The sequence below is a fragment of the Saprospiraceae bacterium genome (assembly GCA_016712145.1).
Classification (GTDB): domain Bacteria; phylum Bacteroidota; class Bacteroidia; order Chitinophagales; family Saprospiraceae; genus Vicinibacter.
In genome coordinates, this window is sequence record JADJRO010000001.1 from 112,795 (window position 1) to 130,494 (window position 17,700).

At 36.4% G+C, this 17,700-nt stretch carries 18 protein-coding genes and 1 pseudogene; 11 read left to right on the plus strand and 8 right to left on the minus strand.

Features of this window, described 5'->3' with window-relative positions; genetic code table 11:
- Window positions 1-81: 81 nt before the first annotated feature.
- A complete protein-coding gene (locus IPK91_00480) occupies window positions 82-1,320 on the plus strand; it encodes a hypothetical protein (GenBank protein ID MBK8295775.1) in 1,239 nt (412 codons plus the stop codon).
- A 38-nt stretch (window positions 1,321-1,358) separates the two neighbouring features.
- Here IPK91_00480 and IPK91_00485 read toward each other — a convergent pair whose 3' ends face one another.
- The gene (locus IPK91_00485) at window positions 1,359-1,985 is read right to left on the minus strand and encodes an aquaporin (protein ID MBK8295776.1); all 627 of its coding nucleotides are present in this window, start codon (window positions 1,983-1,985) and stop codon (window positions 1,359-1,361) included.
- A gap of 63 nt (window positions 1,986-2,048) precedes the next feature.
- Here IPK91_00485 and ribD point away from each other — a divergent pair, with 63 nt between their 5' ends.
- A complete protein-coding gene (gene ribD / locus IPK91_00490; protein MBK8295777.1) occupies window positions 2,049-2,939 on the plus strand; it encodes a bifunctional diaminohydroxyphosphoribosylaminopyrimidine deaminase/5-amino-6-(5-phosphoribosylamino)uracil reductase RibD in 891 nt (296 codons plus the stop codon).
- A gap of 225 nt (window positions 2,940-3,164) precedes the next feature.
- On the plus strand, window positions 3,165-3,722 hold the full coding sequence (locus tag IPK91_00495; protein ID MBK8295778.1) for a DUF255 domain-containing protein: 558 nt from the start codon (window positions 3,165-3,167) through the stop codon (window positions 3,720-3,722).
- Window positions 3,723-3,775: 53 nt separating this feature from the next.
- Here the strand turns inward: IPK91_00495 and IPK91_00500 are convergent.
- Window positions 3,776-5,317, minus strand: a pseudogene (locus IPK91_00500) (DUF853 family protein).
- A gap of 217 nt (window positions 5,318-5,534) precedes the next feature.
- On the opposite strand from IPK91_00500, the gene IPK91_00505 reads away from it, so the two are divergent.
- Both IPK91_00505 and mqnB read left to right on the plus strand, forming a co-directional pair.
- A complete protein-coding gene (locus tag IPK91_00505) occupies window positions 5,535-6,302 on the plus strand; it encodes a hypothetical protein (protein MBK8295779.1) in 768 nt (255 codons plus the stop codon).
- Complete coding sequence (mqnB, locus tag IPK91_00510; protein ID MBK8295780.1) at window positions 6,295-6,999, plus strand: futalosine hydrolase; 705 nt, start codon at window positions 6,295-6,297, stop codon at window positions 6,997-6,999. Before IPK91_00505 ends, mqnB begins: the two co-directional genes overlap by 8 nt.
- Before the next feature lie 58 nt (window positions 7,000-7,057).
- Here the strand turns inward: mqnB and IPK91_00515 are convergent, their stop codons facing one another.
- Entirely contained in the window at window positions 7,058-8,161 is a 1,104-nt protein-coding gene (locus IPK91_00515) for a DUF3810 family protein (GenBank protein MBK8295781.1), read from the minus strand.
- Between the two features lie 51 nt (window positions 8,162-8,212).
- On the opposite strand from IPK91_00515, the gene trxA reads away from it, so the two are divergent.
- From trxA to IPK91_00535, 4 genes are read left to right on the plus strand one after another with little or no spacing between them, the layout of a single operon-like run.
- The gene (trxA, locus tag IPK91_00520) at window positions 8,213-8,530 is read left to right on the plus strand and encodes a thioredoxin (GenBank protein MBK8295782.1); all 318 of its coding nucleotides are present in this window, start codon (window positions 8,213-8,215) and stop codon (window positions 8,528-8,530) included.
- 56 nt (window positions 8,531-8,586) lie between these two features.
- The gene (locus tag IPK91_00525) at window positions 8,587-9,516 is read left to right on the plus strand and encodes a DUF58 domain-containing protein (GenBank protein MBK8295783.1); all 930 of its coding nucleotides are present in this window, start codon (window positions 8,587-8,589) and stop codon (window positions 9,514-9,516) included.
- A 9-nt stretch (window positions 9,517-9,525) separates the two neighbouring features.
- Window positions 9,526-10,287: a polyphosphate kinase gene (locus IPK91_00530; protein MBK8295784.1), complete on the plus strand. Its 762-nt coding sequence runs from the start codon at window positions 9,526-9,528 to the stop codon at window positions 10,285-10,287.
- Window positions 10,268-10,672 (plus strand): RNA-binding S4 domain-containing protein, encoded by a 405-nt coding sequence (locus IPK91_00535; protein MBK8295785.1) that lies wholly within the window; start codon window positions 10,268-10,270, stop codon window positions 10,670-10,672. Before IPK91_00530 ends, IPK91_00535 begins: the two co-directional genes overlap by 20 nt.
- Before the next feature lie 41 nt (window positions 10,673-10,713).
- Here IPK91_00535 and IPK91_00540 read toward each other — a convergent pair whose 3' ends face one another.
- Window positions 10,714-12,759, minus strand: coding sequence for a hypothetical protein (locus tag IPK91_00540; protein MBK8295786.1), 2,046 nt, complete (start codon window positions 12,757-12,759; stop codon window positions 10,714-10,716).
- Window positions 12,760-12,954: 195 nt separating this feature from the next.
- Here IPK91_00540 and IPK91_00545 point away from each other — a divergent pair, with 195 nt between their 5' ends.
- Complete coding sequence (locus IPK91_00545) at window positions 12,955-13,188, plus strand: EamA family transporter (GenBank protein MBK8295787.1); 234 nt, start codon at window positions 12,955-12,957, stop codon at window positions 13,186-13,188.
- Window positions 13,189-13,244: 56 nt separating this feature from the next.
- Window positions 13,245-13,862 (plus strand): DMT family transporter, encoded by a 618-nt coding sequence (locus IPK91_00550; protein ID MBK8295788.1) that lies wholly within the window; start codon window positions 13,245-13,247, stop codon window positions 13,860-13,862.
- Between the two features lie 213 nt (window positions 13,863-14,075).
- Here IPK91_00550 and IPK91_00555 read toward each other — a convergent pair whose 3' ends face one another.
- The 4 genes from IPK91_00555 to dusB all read right to left on the minus strand — a co-directional run bounded on the left by IPK91_00555 (window position 14,076) and on the right by dusB (window position 17,533).
- On the minus strand, window positions 14,076-14,534 hold the full coding sequence (locus tag IPK91_00555; GenBank protein ID MBK8295789.1) for a DUF1772 domain-containing protein: 459 nt from the start codon (window positions 14,532-14,534) through the stop codon (window positions 14,076-14,078).
- Window positions 14,535-14,539: 5 nt separating this feature from the next.
- On the minus strand, window positions 14,540-14,998 hold the full coding sequence (locus tag IPK91_00560; protein ID MBK8295790.1) for a hypothetical protein: 459 nt from the start codon (window positions 14,996-14,998) through the stop codon (window positions 14,540-14,542).
- A 94-nt stretch (window positions 14,999-15,092) separates the two neighbouring features.
- Window positions 15,093-16,523: an HD domain-containing protein gene (locus IPK91_00565; protein MBK8295791.1), complete on the minus strand. Its 1,431-nt coding sequence runs from the start codon at window positions 16,521-16,523 to the stop codon at window positions 15,093-15,095.
- Window positions 16,520-17,533 (minus strand): tRNA dihydrouridine synthase DusB, encoded by a 1,014-nt coding sequence (dusB, locus tag IPK91_00570; protein MBK8295792.1) that lies wholly within the window; start codon window positions 17,531-17,533, stop codon window positions 16,520-16,522. The genes IPK91_00565 and dusB overlap by 4 nt, the downstream gene beginning before the upstream one ends.
- Window positions 17,534-17,700: the final 167 nt, after the last annotated feature.

Genomic DNA, 17,700 nt, shown 5'->3' on the forward strand with positions numbered 1-17,700 from the left:
TTTTACGGATGTAAATAGGGTGTTTTAAAAACTTCAAGACAAAAGGTATAGGCTTTTCGTGATTCTTAAAAATGAATGCACATGAGAATTGGCCTGATTTGTATTTTAATATGTATTGGATTTTGGTCTATAGCACGTCTTAAAGATCAAGCCGTGTGGGGCTTTTTTGGACACAAGTTAATCAACCGGCTTGCCGTGTTTACACTTCCGGAGCCTATGATCGAATTTTACAAAGCGCATCTGGATTATATTGTCGAACATTCTGTAGATCCAGATAAAAGGCGTTATGCAGTAAAAACAGAAGCCATTTGCCATTTTATTGATCTTGATAAATGGATGCAAGAAAATCATAGCCTTCCTGATAAAGATTTATTGAAAGCATTTATTAGAAACAATGCAATTTATTTGGTTTCCAAGAATTCCAAAGTGCTCTTGTTTGATACGATGTTTGCAGCATCCAAAAATACGGACTCTATGTTTTATAGTAAAAGAATGCTTGAATCCGGATTGGCAGTTGAATCAGGAATTGAATTAAATGATTTTTACAAAGCCTTGAAACAGCGGGATTTTAATTTTTTTAACGGGGACGAATGGATTTTTCCTTCCTATTATTTTGAAACGATCTTTCCCTGGATTCAAGCGGAGGATCAAATTGAAATCGTGGATCGCTTTTCTGTACATGGCATCTTGCCTTATAACCTGGAGCGTTGTTTTTATCGTTTGGTGAACGCATTCCAAACAAAAAATGTATTAGCGATTTTAAGAGGCTCTGCTGAATTGGGGCATTATATTGGAGATGCACACGTTCCATTACACACCACCATGAATTACAATGGCCAATTGACCAATCAACATGGAATCCATGCATTTTGGGAAAGCAGAATTCCCGAATTATTTGCTGTTGAAACATTTGATTTTGTTGTAGGAAAAGCAGAATACATCAACAATGTAAGGGAGCGGATTTGGGATATCATATTGGAAAGTCACAAAGGGGTAACCCTTGTTTTGGATATGGAGTTTAAACTCAATAGTATAACTCCTGATGACGAGAAATTTTGTTATGATACTAGGTTAAATTCAGTTGTTAAAACACAATGCAAAGCGTATGCGAAACGATATATGGATTTGTTAGATAATCAGGTTGAAGAGCGAATGCGGGAAAGCATTTTTGCATTAGGTAGCTTTTGGATGACGGCCTGGTATGAAGCAGGTCAACCAGATCTCAATACATTGATCTCAGATCCCTATAATTTGACAGTTGATTTACAAGACAGCCTGATATTTAATAAGGCACTCATCATAGATAGAGAACACGAGTAAAACATTTAAGGTATATCGTGTTTGGATGATTTTACGTATTAATCTTTACCATTTACAAAAAGATATACATAAGCTGCTAATACGGCTCCTAAAAATTCACCAACAAAATAAATCCACAAATTATTAAAACCTGAAATTTGACTAATTCCCAAACTAAATGCGATGGCTGGATTGAAAGCACCACCAGATATACCTCCCAGTGAAAAACCACAAGCAGCGAAAGCCAAGCCGATGGCGATGCCATAAAATGAATTGCCTTCGGTGTCTTTTGAGCTGGCAACATTGAGGGCCACCCAGCAAAGTGCAAAAGTACCTAATGCTTCAGCAAGTATAGCTTGTAAGGCATTGCTGGATAAGTCTAAACCACTTCCCATTTTATTAATCAGAAAGCTATTTACCAATAAGGCTGCAATGCTTGCAGCCAACAATTGAGCAAATATATAGGTTGGAACATCGGTTGCTGAACATTTTCCTCTAAGAAAAACCGCTATGGTCACTGCCGGATTGTAATGGGCACCTGAAATATGACCACCGGCAAAGATCATGGCCATCAGCATGAGGCCAGCAGCCAGAGGCATTAAATTGGTTTGACCATTTAAAACACACAGGTGAATGGCGCAAACCAAGAAAAAGGTTCCAATAAATTCAGCAATGAGTTTTTTGATTTTCATATACATTTGTTCGAAATCCAGTATAAATGTATTCTAATTTGAGGAAGTGCCCAAGCTATGGATAAAGTACAGGCTGAAAAATACCTTGCTTATTGTTTTTATCTTGCAGAACAGGGTAGTGGATCGGTTTCGCCCAATCCAAAAGTTGGCGCTTTATTGGTGTATAATGAGCGAATTATAGGAGAAGGCTATCATCAACAATTTGGTAAAGCACATGCTGAGCTGAGAGCGATTGAATCTGTAAAGCCAGAGGATGTTCATTTGATTTCAAAAGCCACACTGCTTGTAAGTCTTGAACCTTGCAATCATTATGGGAAAACCGGACCGTGTACGGAACTTATACTTAAAAATAAGATTCCAGAATTGGTGTTTTCAAACTTTGATCCAAATCCATTGATGGCTGGAAATAGCATTCGTTTGTTAGAACGAGCTGGCGTAAAAATATCGGGTCCTTTAATGGAACATGAAGGCCATCAGGTCATTCGGGAATACGTGTGCAATGTCACCAAACGAAGGCCCTATGTAATTCTGAAATTTGCACAAACAGCGGATTATTTTTTAGGCAAAACCAACATGCGTACTAAAATCAGTTCGTTTGCAAGTGATCTGTGTGTGCATCGTTGGAGATCTGAAGTGGACGCTATTGTCATTGGAAAAAACACATTAGAAATAGACAATCCCAGTTTAACCACCAGGCACTGGGCGGGCAAAAACCCGGTTAGGATCGTTTTAGCCCGAATCGCTAAGAACCAACGTTCAAAGTGGAATGCATTTAATAACGATGCCACTACCTATGATTTGGATGATCTTGGCTTGAAAGATGCGTATTCAGTTGATGATTTGTTAGCGAAATTGTTTGAACTTAAGCTTGGAATCGTATTGGTCGAAGGCGGAGCTCAAATCTTCCGTTTTTTCACAAATCAGGTATTTGGGATGAGGCCCGAATAATAACGAACAAGGAATTAAAGATTGGGGAAGGGCTAGCAGCGCCTTCAATCCGTGGCCATTTGTTGAAATCGATCACATTAGATAAAGATATCATACATTATATCGCGAAAAACAGCCGGTATTAGTTAAAGTTCTTTTAAAGTGGGCTTATTTAAAACCCCTTCCCTTGTTAAATCAGTTACTTAATCGTTATTTTGTTGTCTAAATAATTAAAAAGTAAATCCGATGAATCGTAGATTTTTGCACGCAAGCCTGTTCGGAGCACTCACACTTGTTTTGGTATTTGGATCTTGTGGCCCGGCCCAATCCCAGGAAAAAATTAATTGGGTTAATTGGGAAGATGCACAAAGCTTGATGAAAAAGCAAAAACGCAAAGTTCTGGTCGATGTTTATACCAATTGGTGTGGATGGTGCAAACGAATGGATGCATCTACTTTTCAAGATCCAAGAATAGTTAAATACGTAAATAAAAATTATTACGCCGTAAAGTTTAATGCGGAGCAGCGCGAGGATATCAATTTCAAGTCAAAAGTTTTTAAATACATGGCTCGTGGCAACAGAGGCGTTCATGAGTTAGCCATTGAAATAACAAACGGACAATTATCCTATCCAACTTTTGTTTTTATGGATGAAGATTTTAATACCATCCAACCATTGCCTGGTTATCAAGATGCAGATACTTTTGAAATAATTACAAATTATTTTGGAGGAAATCATTACAAGACAACTCCGTACCAATCTTTTCAAGATACCTTTAAAGCAATGCCGGTAAAAGGAAAATAAATTGTGGTGTATTTTCTAATACAATTTATTTGACTTAATGCCTTCTATATTGCTTAAAACCAAGATTTCTTTCTTCGGGTTGTTGTTGTTTTAATTCCAAACATCCCTAATAAACCACGGGTTAGTTCACGTGCAACGGTCCGTCCCACTTGTCTGGTTACGGTGCTGTCAAATACTTTTTGCAATACACTTTTACCTCTCGCTTTGTTTTCAGGAATTGAAGGTTCTTCTTCTTGTTGAGCAGCACGTTCTTCGTATTTTTGAAGTAAGATTTCAGCTGCACTTTCACGATTGATGGATTCATTATAATATTCTGCAATCTCAGATGAATTAATAAGCTGACGGATTTCCGAATCGGTTAAAATATCCATCCTCGATTCTGGAGCACGCATCATAACATGTGCTAAAGGCGTTGGAATTCCTTTTTCATTAAGTCCGGTAACAAATGCTTCGCCGATTCCCAATTCTGTAATTAATTGGGGCACATTATAAAAACTGGTTTCTGGATAGTTTTCAGAAGCCATTTTAATTGCCTTGCGATCTTTTGCAGTAAATGCTCTCAAGGCATGTTGCACTTTAAGTCCTAATTGTGCAAGAATACTTTCTGGAATATCTACCGGGTTCTGAGTTATAAAAATTAATCCGATTCCTTTTGAACGAATCAATTTAATTACGGCTTCCATTTGATCCATTAATGCAGAACTTGCTTCGTCAAAAAGCAAATGGGCCTCATCAATAAACAACATCAATTTTGGTTTATCTAAATCGCCCACTTCAGGAAATTTGGAATACACTTCTGCAAGAATTTGCAACATAAAGGTGCTAAAAAATTTTGGCTTATCCTGAATGTCTGTGGCGCGAAGGATGCTTATAATTCCATGGCCTTGTGCATTTTTTCGTATTAAATCATCTACTTCAAAACTGCGTTCTCCAAAAAATAAAGTGGCACCTTGTTGTTCTAATTCAATCACCTTTCGCAAAATTGTGCCGCTGGATACACTTGAAAAAGCTCCAAATTCTTTTTCAATGTGTTCTTTTCCATCTTCACTAATAAACTGAATTACTTTTTTGAGGTCTTCAAGATCCAGTAACAACAATCCATTGTCATCACAAAATTTAAATATCATGGACAAGACGCCTTCCTGGGTATCATTTAATCAAAGAATTTTAGAAAAGAGCACTGGACCAAATTCGGAAACCGTTGCTCGCATCCGAACGCCTTCTTGACCTGAAATACTCAATAATTCAACCGGATTGCTATGAGCCTGCCAATTGATTTGGATTGCGGCATGCCGTTCTTTGATTTTGGGATTTTCACTTCCTTCTAGAGCAATACCACTTAAATCACCTTTAATGTCTAAAAGCAAACAGGAAACTCCTTGTAAAGAAAGTTGCTCGGCCATGACTTGAAGTGATTTTGTTTTGCCTGTTCCGGTTGCTCCTGCAATGAGCCCGTGACGATTCATCATTTTTAAAGGCAAGCCAATTTGTAATTCTGGAATTACTTCTCCAGCCAAAACCGCAGCTCCCAAATTGATACTTGGACCTTGGAATTGATATGCTGGTTTTAGTTTTTCAATAAATGCGTCCTTCATAGAAATAAATAAATTAAAATTGAATCCCTCAAATTGAGTAAACAAAGGTACAACGTCAGTTATAGAATTGGTTCTATGAAATTCAATCAAGATTTCCCGTGATTAAATAATTACTTCGCCTGACTCAATAAGTCTGTAAAAAAGCAATATATAAATCAGTTAGTTTAGCATTGTTTTGAGACTCCCTATTCTGTTCGTTCTTTTTTGGAATTGTCCTTTGACAGCACAATATTCCATTTTTTACACTTTTGTGACCAGTGAGGCAAGGGGTACCGGGAAAGCCGGTATCTGTTCCTTTCTGGGTGAGTCGGCTTCTATGAATCCTTCTGGATTATCGCGAATCAAAAGTAAATTGCTTGAACTGGAAACATACAATTATTTCTTCGTTAAAGATTTATATGCTGGTTTTGTATCGTATCAACAGCCATTAAAAAATTCTGGATTTGGGATCGGTTTGGCATTCGAGGGGAGTCCTGAATTCAATGATTTTTCGTTAGTTGGAAGCTATAGCAGACAATTAAGTCAAAAGGCGCATTTAGGTGTTGCTGTATATTATATTCATGGGTTTCGGACATTTTCGACTGAATCCAATCAGCTTGCTTGTAGTGTTGGATTTCAAGCTTATTTAGGGTCAAGGGTTTTACTTGGCTTTGTATTTCAAAATCCACTTCAATTTGATACTGAATTCCAAAGATTTAATAAATCGATTTACAAATTAGGTCTGTGCTATCTTGTTAATAAGTTCACAGAAATGAACCTCGAATGTCATTTAAATAACCTCACTGCGACGTCTATCCATATTGGCTTCCGATATGATATACTTGCCAGGCTGGGTTTGTTGGGTGGCTATCAAACGAATCCTTCTAGCTATAGTTTTGGATTAATTGTTAAATTAAATAATAGCATTAAAATCACAAGTTCCTTTGAGAAACATTTACTTTTGGGTTGGAGTCCCTCCTTGGGAGTGAAATTTTACTTTGAATAAGTCATATAAAGTACTTTTAGTAAGCGCAACAGAAGCGGAAATTGATCCTGTGATCCGCCATTTAAAACAACACGCTGCAACCATTAGTTTCTCTCAATTTAATTACAAAAACCTGCAAATAGTTCCCTTAGTAAGTGGCATCGGGAGTACGATGATGGCATTTTCCCTCGCTAGATATAAGGGATTGCAAGATTTTAATTTAATTGTTCATGCTGGGATTTCAGGATCCTTTCAACGCCACATTCCTATAGGAAGTTTGGTGGAAGTGGTTTCTGAACAATGGGGCGATTTAGGGGCCGAAACAATCGATGGGGAATTTATCGATGGGTTCGAATTAAATTTAATGGATTCAAATCGCTTTCCTTATCAGCAAACCCGATTGGTAAAGACAAAGCAAGTTCCGGATCCAAATTTGCCCAGAGTAAAAGGCCTTACTGTAAATCGAACCAGCGGATCGCAAAAAAATATTGAATTCTTAAAAGCCAAATACAATTGCGATATCGAAAGCATGGAAGGGGCTGGTTTGTTTTATGCAGCAAAAATCATGGACATTCCATTCGTTTCTATACGATGTATTTCTAATTTTGTTGAGCCCCGCGATAAATTGAAATGGAAAATACCGGAAGCAATCGAAAATCTGAATAAATTTATTATTTCCTATTTTGATGCCTTGGAAATTAATTCTGGTATAGTATAATTTGAACGAATTTAATTCACAGATAGAAGGACTAGAATACATATGATCTGTTTTTAGTTTATTGGTATATTGTACGACGCTTTTTATCATAATTGATTACCATTGGAATTATTTCTGCGTATGATTTTTGTCCGGTTTGAATGCCATTTTGCTTTAAATACCATTCATAAAACCAGTCACGTACATGAGGCAAGAATTCAGGATATCGATTATTGGCTTCATGAATCATTAATAAATCGTGCTTAACTTTCGTGTTTGCTTCAAAAATCATTTGTTTATAAATTTCTGGATAATTTCTGGATGCAGCATTTAATAAATACCGCCAGTAATTTAATTCAGCAGCATAACGAATGTATGGATTTCCACTAACCCTGCATGCCAGATAAGCTATTAAATTGCAGTCGCCTTCATGCGTCCAACCCATTCCATGACTTAATTCATGCGCCATAGTAAATGGTTTGGAATATACCGATAAGCCTGCATCAATTTGGCTTTCTCCACAAAAGGGTAAATACACTCCGGAGGTTGACCAAACCAATAAAAACCCTGGCGGACTTAAATTCCGACATCGAATCCTTGAAAAGCTTAAAAAATCATACGATTTCAGAAAATCATTTACAAGACTGCGGATTTCAGATTCCATTTTAAAGGCGTTAAAATCAGGGTAATCTAAAACAGAGGAATCAGCTATCCGCAATGAATCAACCAGAAGTGATTGCTGTTTTAGGCTTTCTATAAACTCTGATTCACTAATTTCTGAATAAAGTTGCCATCGAATGCCTAACGGCTCTCTATGGTAATTAAATCCCCAAGTCCAGTAAAACCAGCAATAATGAAATAATATCAAACACAATACATTGATTATCAGATTTGTATAACTTAATTGGTGATTTCGAAGCCTATAAATTAAAATCAAGCAACATGCCAACAGGACAAATAGCCATAAATACAAGACAGGAAATGGGAGCCACGAAATACAGAGGTCCCAAACCCACCTGAATTTGGAATAAATCAGATTGTGGTAAATTTTTTCTGTCAGGTTGTTGTCCAGATTAAATATCCACGCTGAGACGATTGTAATTCCCAGAAAGCCAAGACAAAAAACTTGGAATTTGGATAGCTTGGTATAAACACTTCTTAAGATTTTGATAAGGGTTTTCATTGAACTAATTCAAGGGCATGGCGTTATAATAGAAATCAAAATTAATACGATATGGCTTTTGAATTTACAGATACTAATTGTCAAGCAGAAGCTTTGAATCCAAATGGTGCTGCAGTTGTTGATTTTTGGGCTGAATGGTGCGGCCCTTGTAAATTGGTTGGACCAATAATTGACGAACTTTCTTCAGAATTTGGTGAGAAAGTAAAAATCGGAAAACTTAATGTCGATACAAACCCAAGTGTTTCTATGCAATTTGGAGTTCGCAGTATCCCGACTATACTTTTTATAAAAAATGGACAAGTCGTTGACAAGCAAGTAGGAGCAGCAAGTAAGGCTACTTTAAAGCAGAAATTGGAAGCAATTATTTAACAAGAAAAATTAAACGAGAAGGCCCTTATCTTTGTCGGTAAGGGCTTTTGTTTTTTATGGGATTCTTTGATCAATTTCCAGTACAAGCATTTAATCATTTGGAACTGCTGGCCAGTCAGGTGGTGGAAGGATTTATTATAGGCCTCCATAAATCGCCTTTCCACGGATTTAGTGTTGAGTTTGCTGAACATCGATTATACAATGAGGGAGAATCTACAAAGGATATCGACTGGAAAGTATTTGCCCGAACTGATAAGTTGTTTACTAAAAAATTTGAAGAAGAAACAAATTTACGATGCCAGATCGTTTTGGACGTTTCTACATCGATGTATTTCCCGGAGGAACATTTAAAGTCAGGTCTGGTTTTGAATAAACTTCGTTTTGCAGCTTTGGGTGCAGCTTGTTTAATGAATGTATTGCGAAGACAACGAGATGCCTATGGTTTATCCGTATTTGATGACGAATTGCGCATTCACACGCATGCAAAATCAAGTACCTCGCATTACCAACTTCTCCTAAGTTATCTTGAAAATTATATTCTCAATAAGCAAGTCAATAAAAAGACTCAAACAGCAGATGCCTTGCATCAAATAGCAGATCAGATCCATAAGCGTTCCCTTGTAGTTCTATTTAGTGATATGTTTGATGATCGTGAAAATTTAGATGAGTTGTTTTCTGCTTTGCAGCATTTGAAATACAACAAACACGAAGTCGTTCTTTTTCATACATTAGACAAGAGTCTGGAGCTTGAATTTAATTTTGAAAACAGACCCTATCAATTTGTTGATATGGAAACGGGTGAGCAAGTAAGAGTTCAAGCACATCAAATTAAAGAACGGTATTTAGAAAAGATACAGGCTTTTCATCATGAATTAAAGACAAAGTGTTTGCAATATCGTATTGATTATCATGAAGCTGATATAAATGCAGGATATGATTATATTCTGCAGTCGTTTTTTGTGAAGCGCAAAAAAATGTACATTTAAATCCGAAGTATGCCAAAAATAATCTTATCAAAAATTTCTACCAAAGCCCCAAAAAATGCGGATAAAAAATCTGTCCAGAAAAAAACAGATGATTTAGTGACAAAAATTGGGAAAATGTCTGAAATGCTTTGGGCAGAAAAGAAGCATAGTTTATTAATTATTTTGCAAGGAATGGATGGCAGTGGAAAGGATGGGGTTGCTAAATCCGTATTTATGGCCTGTCCTGCTTTGGTTGTGGATGCACATGCATTTAAAAAGCCATCGGAAGAAGAGTTTGCTCACGATTTTTTATGGAGGGTTCATAAAAACGTTCCAGCAAAAGGCCAAATCAAACTTTTTATAAGAAGTCATTATGAAGATATTCTTATTCAACGAGTACATCAATGGATTGACGATAAGCGAGCAGCTGTAAGAATGGAAGCGATTAATAATTTTGAGAAATTACTCATAGATGACAACGAAACGACCATCCTTAAGTTTTATTTACATCTTTCTCATGATAGGCAATTAGAAAAATTAGAAGAAAGAAGAATTGATCCGGAAAAACAATGGAAATTTAACCTGGCAGATTTTGAAGAAAGCAAACTTTGGGATAAATACATGCGATATTACGAAGCAGCTATCAATGGTTCTGCAATTCCATGGCACGTGGTTCCATCTGATTCTAGATGGTATCGCAATTATTTCGTGGCCCAAAAAGTCCATGATACCTTGAAAAAATTAAACCCCGCATTTCCATTGATTTTAGAAAATGGAAAAGACAAGACTTGATAAATGGCTTTGGGCTTGCCGATTTTATAAATCCAGAACCTTGGCTTCTGAAGCGTGTAAAAATGGAAAAATCAGTAGCAAGGCCATACCATTAAAAGCTGCTCATTTTGTTACAGTTGGAGACTTACTGGAAGTTCGCAAAAATGGGTTTCAGTTCTTAATAAAAATCCAAAAGATTATTGATAAACGGGTAGGTGCTCCGCTTGCTTCAGCCTGTTATGAAAACAAAACATCTGAAGAAGAACTCAATAAATATGCAGCCTGGTTTACGGGTAAAGCTCAATCGGAGAAAAGAGAACGCGGCGCTGGCAGACCAACAAAAAGAGAACGGCGCGAAATAGATGATTTCAAAACCTTTGCATTTGATGATTTTGATGAAATCTGAGCCCTGTTTTATTTAAACAGTCACTAAAAATTAGAATTATTTTATTTTGAAAGGATCATTTTACCTGAAATGACCTTGTCTTCGCTCCGTATTTGAAACAATCCCAAACCAATATAAGGAAGTTGAACTTGAATGGTGTTGATTCCTTTTGTTAAGGCATGTTTTGAATAATAAAAAATCTTTCCATCTAAACCAAAACAATTCAATTCAATTTCAACTGCTTGTGTACTGTTCAGTTGCCATTCGACTGCATTCAATTGGTTTAGGTAATTTATTTGAAGCAATTCAAACGATTCTTTTGATTGCTCGTTGTTACGATCCTCCAAATCAGATTTCTTTTCAACTGGATTAATGAGGTTTCCAACGCGAATTGCAACAATGGCTTGTTTCTCTAAATCATGATGGTGTACATCAACTGGAATTGTGAAATCATGGATTTCAGGCAATGGATTGGAACTATTTTTAAATACATAATCCGAAGAAATGTATTTCCATATGTTAGGAATCAATTGTGAATTTCTGGCATTAATGACTCGGCGCAATAAATTGTAATCTAATTGATTGATTTCTTGATCAGAATTTATATCAGCAGCAAAATAAGCATATGGTGATGTAGGTATAATTTGACCGTTGATAATTTTTCTTAAATAGTTTAAGTCATTGTAATCAATGGCCTCCTCATCTTTGATCATGCAATTTAAAATTAATGTGTAATCCATTTTAGAATTCAGGTCATCAAATGCATACTGATATTGATTGTTTGCATGTAACATTGTTTCTCTAATTTGTTGATTGTCGATCAACTTAAGTTGTAAAAGTCCGGGAGAAGGTGTATTATAGAAAAGCACCTGGCCTTTGAGACTTCGTTTGCCTCCTGTTAAATTTCCATCACAATTTGGAATTGCAGGATTGTTATTTTGAATTTCAATGCTGGTTTTGCAAACATCCTGATTGCCAAGCGTATCCGTGACCCAAATTTCCACATCTTGTACACCAACATCTTTGCAAGTATATGTCCTTGATCGATCCGATACATCTTTAGAAAATGAGAAATTTAACTTTTGTCCTGGACAGCTGTGCCAACTGCCTTTGTCAAGATCAGATGCCCAAACGTCGATCATTCCTTCGTCAATGGTTCCATCTTGATTTTGATCCACGGGCATCAACGTGAGGATAACTCCAGTAAGACAATAGGGTGTGGGTAAAATTTTATTTTTTACATCAACAGTTACTTCGCATTTTATTTCTGTACCGCAGGCATATTCAGCAATATAGAAAAATTTAGTGATGCCATTTGGATAGTAACCACTTGCATCTGCACCTGAATTAATTGCATATTTGGACGTGTTGTAAATTTTATGATACACCGGACACGATGATTGAAAAATTGCTGAATCGAGCTTTACATAAAGGGTGTCGCAGGTCCGACTATTTAATACGACCGTATCTTTTTTACATAACAAGGCAAGCGTGTCGGGCACACTGATTAATTTAATGACTTGGGTATAACTAAAAATTCCTCTGCCCGGATAATTTATGGGGTCGTATTGACACCAATCCAATATTTTCCATTCCCGCACAATTTTTTCGCAACCTTCATCAACTCGAAAACGGGTGTCTTTGTAGGAAACCATCGGTTTTGAACATTTAGGTCGTTCCCAGGATGGTTTATCATAAGGGGCTTGAAGATTTTTCAGTTCATTTTGAGGATTGCAATCTCGAATGATCAAAGATTGAGGCCAGGTAATATCCGCATAGCTAAATCCAGTTGCATTGCTAATAGTGATTACCTGTGTGCAGCTAAGCCATTTCCAGTTTTCTGGATTTTCAACACCCCAAACGCGTTTAATTGTACCCTTGCCACAATCATCAATTTCAATGATTGTTTTACAATCATGCTGGAATTGAATGATGCCATTGTAGTCTGTATAAGCCTTCCCATAAACATTCAAGTCGTGCAGATAATCCTCCCGGCAACTGACGGTTACATCCGGCGGACAAACGAGTGAGAAATCTGCAAAACTTTGACTTACAGTGGTTAAGCTAACTATTAATAGTAAAAATCCGTGGAGTGTGGAGGTATTCATAGCCCTGTTTTTGGTATTAAAATTAATTCGTCGGGTTTAGGGGGCTAGCAAATATACAAAAAACTAATAATTTAAAGTTCTTCATGAAAATATGTAAAATTCGAGCAATCTTTGATAAGCTATTTTCAGTTTTCGAATTCGTTATAGTTGTTTTCGTATAAATTTTGATACGCTCAAACTAAATGCTTTTTTCATATGGCTCAAGTTCAAAAGCCAGGTCTTTTTGCCTGGGGTTTACTAATCATTTTAACTATTATATGGGGTTTTAGCTATTATTTTATAAAGCATAGTTTGGTTTCATTTAATCCTTCTCAAGTAGCAAGTTTGAGGATGGTATTTTCAGCTATAGCCTTGAGTCCTTTTTTACTTAAAGCACTTAAAAGTGTTGAACGGATAAACTATCCGATGATCTTTTTGTCGGATTTATAGGTGCATTTCTACCTGCATTTCTATATCCCTTTGCACAACAAAAAATTTCCAGTTCATTGGCCGGAATCATAAATGCCTTCACACCAATTTGTACATTTGGAATTGGGGTGTTATTTTTTGGTGTTAAAAACGAGCGATCTAAATTAATCGGGACGATCATAGCACTGATAGGTGCTTTTTCATTGATACTCCTAAAACCCAATGCTGAAATACGTGCCGAAGGACTTTATTTATTGGTTGCATTTGCATCCCCTTTATTATATGGTTTAAATGGAAATACCATTAAATCAAAACTCGGCTCCATTTCAGGGATTCAGATGACTACGCTGATGTATTTTTTTATGTCATTGTATTGTATACCACTGTCATTTTGGAATGGCGCATTTCAACAAATTCCATTGGCCATAAGTTCAGGAAATGCTTTTTATCATTTAGTAGCACTCAGTGTATTGGGAAGTGCAGTTGCAATGGCATTGTTTAATGTGTTGATCCAAAAAGTACATGTTATGTTTGCAGCGAGTGTAACCTATTTAATGCCACTCGTCTCTTTGTTTGTAGGTTTTTTTGACGGAGAAAAGCTCGGTATAAATGATATTGTTGGTCTGATTTGTATCTTAACCGGTGTCGTGATCATTAATGGGTTGATAAAAATCCAATCTGGTAAACCATCATAAATTATTGAATCTTTTGAATTTTAACTTGAAGTACAATTTTAGAATTTTACCAAAAATCGGGAACACTTAATTCATTCCACTTCTACTCTGGATGAACGCTACGCTCTCATAATTCTCAATTTTTAATTCTTAATCCTTAATTCTTAATTCTTAATCCTTCCCGCCAATAAGTGGTATGTCCACTACGCTCCCATAATTTTTAATTCTTAATTCTTAATTTGATTTAAATACAGTAACCCAACTGATAAGAACGAGTGCAATGAGTTCACAAAGAGTCCTCAATTTATGCAATAACCACCATTGATCCCTCAAAAGGGTCCAGTTTAAAGGTAATGTTTCTGCTTTCCATTCAAATACTTGCAATTGAATTGGGGTATTTCCAAATCGTGAGATTAATATACATGCTAAAAAGCAAGCAGCAGAAATGAATAAACAAATTGCATTAACTTTTTGCTTGCGACTGAAATAGCCGTCAAGAAGTGATAATATGAATGCAAGAATTACCAGGGAAATCATCAAAGTATTTAAAGATTGTACCAAATTTCGTTGGAGCTCGAAATAAGCTGATTGAGAATATTGTTCTGGCTTTATTCCCATCCATAATCCAAAACTGGTTCCTGCTAATAAAGCTGCAATTAAAATCAAAAAAAAACGAATAAATAACTGTTTCATTTTTCTTAAGGTTTTGATTTCCAAATTTTATCTGATTCATCTAAATATTCTGGTAAGGCTGCGGATCCATACCAAAGGTAACTCTCTGAAATTAATAAACCCGAGTGTATTGCAGGGTCAGTTTCAAGCAATTGTTGCGCTTCTTCTAGTGTTGGTACATTTAAAATAAACAGACCTCTAAATTCACTTTGATTTTTTTTAAAGGGACCAGCTACAATCAATTTTTTTAAATCAACTAATCTTCCCATGTTTTTGAAATGCCCTGCAAAACAACTATCGATAAATGATTTGTCATTTGTTTTGTTTGGTCCTGTTTTGAGAATTACAAAAACATATTTTTTCATTCCATAATCATCCGCCATAAGTTTTTTAGCCAACACGGAGTCGAATTTCGGATTCAGTGTTTGACCAAATCCACATTGTAAAAAAAAGAATGTCAGTATCGCAATTCCAAAGCCTTTCATATTCAATTATTTAATTCTTAATTGTTAATTCCCACCGCTTCCCTCAGGTATGCGGGATGTCCGCCCTGAGTCCATAATTCTTAATTTTTAACTCTTAATTCTTAATTGTTATTCCTAATTCGATCGCTTTTTCTTCCATTAATTTCAAAGCAGCCTCTCGTGAATTTGGGATTTGATTGTCGAGTATCGCTTCGCGAATGGCTGTTTTAATGAGTCCTATTTCGCGGCCTGGTTTAATGTTATATATTTTCATAATGTCTTCTCCGGTTACAGGAGGCTGCCAGTTTCGAATCCGATCGCGCTCTTCCAATTCATAAAGTTTTTCCCGGACCACTAAATAATTATTTAGATAGCGGTTGACTTTAGTAATGTTTTTTGAAGTAATATCAGCCTCACACAATAACAGTAAATCTTCTAAATCTTCTCCGGCTTCAAATAACAATCGTCTTAATGCAGAATCAGAAATTTCTTCTTGTGTCAATGCAATCGGCCTTAAATGTAAGCGTACCAATTTTTGGACATATTTCATCTTGTGATCTAAGGGCAATCGCAGCTGTTTAAATAATTTTGGAATCATGTTGGCTCCTAAGGCATCATGCCCATGAAATGTCCAACCATGTTCTGGATCAAATCGTTTGGTTTGGGGTTTTGCAATGTCATGAAATACAGCAGCCCATCTGCACCAAATGTTTTTAGTTTTTAAGGCAAGGTTATCAACTACTTGCAATGTATGATAGAAATTGTCTTTATGTCCTTTTCCATTTTGGTATTCCGCGCCGTGCAATAAAACCAATTCCGGTAAAATCAATTCCAATAAACCTGTTCTAAATAATAAGTCAAATCCAATTGAAGGTTTATCACATTCCAATATTTTTTCTAGTTCAGCAGTTATGCGTTCGCGGGATACAATTTTTAATCGGTCCTTTGATTGAATGATTCCTTCATATGTTTTGTCTTCAATTTTATATAATAATTGATTTGAAAAACGGATTGCACGTAACATTCGCAAAGGATCATCAGAAAATGTTTGTTCAGGATTATTGGGTGTGCGAATTATTTTTTGTTCAATATCCTTCATCCCATCAAACGGATCTATAATTTCACCATAATTTTCAGCATTGAGACTTATTGAAATTGCATTAATTGTAAAATCACGTCGCAACTGGTCGTCTTTTAAATTGCCACTATAAACGGTTGGTTTACGAGAATCCACATGGTAGGACTCTTTTCGGGCTCCAACAAATTCAATTTCCAATTCTTTGTGTTTAATCATCGCCGTGCCAAAGCGACTGTAAACATTTACACTTGGCATCGGACGAAATTTACTAGCCACATGTTCAGCCAATGCAATGCCATCTCCAATACATACAATGTCGATATCTTTTGAATCCCGGCCGATAATTTTATCACGAATAAAGCCCCCAATTGCATAGGCTTTAACATCTAATTCTTTACTGGATTCTGAAATGATAGATAGAATTTTTTGTTCAGAAGCGTCAAGCTTAAATATCAATGATTGATTCATTCCTGAAAAACGAGATTAGGTTCTAAAGTATAACTAATTTCTAGCTGCTCCAATATTTCTAAAATTCGCTGGGGATTTGATTCGGTAACCAATTGCATTCTGAATTCTTTTATATTTGGCAATCCTTTAAAATAGTTGGTATAATGTCTGCGCATTTCCAATACACCTAATTTTTCGCCTTTCCACTTAATAGAATTGATTAAGTGTTGACGAGCTGCGTCTACGCGTTCAAAAGTGGTGGGAGGAGCCAGGAGGTTTCCGGTCTTAAAATAATGCTTAATTTCTCTAAATATCCAGGGATATCCGATACTGGCACGTCCGATCATGAGCCCATCTACTCCATATCGGTTTTTGTATTCCAAGGCTTTGACAGGATGATCGATATCTCCGTTTCCAAAGATAGGAATATGAATTCTGGGGTTGTTTTTGACTTTGGCAATCCAACTCCAATCAGCCTCACCTTTATACATTTGTGACCGGGTCCGCGCATGGATAGTCAATGCTTTAATGCCAATGTCTTGAAGGCGTTCGGCAACTTCTTCAATAAATATCATGGTATCATCCCATCCCAATCGGGTTTTAACGGTAACCGGAAGATTGGTTGATTTGACAACAGCTTCAGTAAGTTTTACCATTTTAGGCACGTCTTTTAAAATGCCTGCACCGGCCATTTTGCAAACTACCTTTTGTACCGGACAGCCGAAATTGATATCGAGGATTTCAGGTTGTGCCTTTTCTACGATTTCTGCGGCCTTCATCATAGAATCGTATTCTGCACCAAAAATCTGACCACCAATGGGGCGTTCCTCAGGATAAATATCTAGTTTTTGGACAGATTTCTGGGCATCGCGGATCAATCCTTCAACCGAAATAAACTCAGTAAACATGAGATCGCAGCCCTGTTGTTTACACAGCGCTCTAAACGGAGGATCGCTGACATCTTCCATAGGTGCCAGAAGGAGGGGAAATTCTGGCAAGGCGATTGGTCCAATAGTAACCGATTTTTGCATGGAGCTGCAAAGGTAACCAGAAGCGTCCAAATTGAAGTATTGAGCCATTGTATGGACATGGTAAAAAATGGTAAAATGAATTGTAGGTTAATTCAAATTCATAAAACGCCATTTTTTATATAAATAATCAAATAGTAAAATATAATACCTAGACTTGAATTGATAGA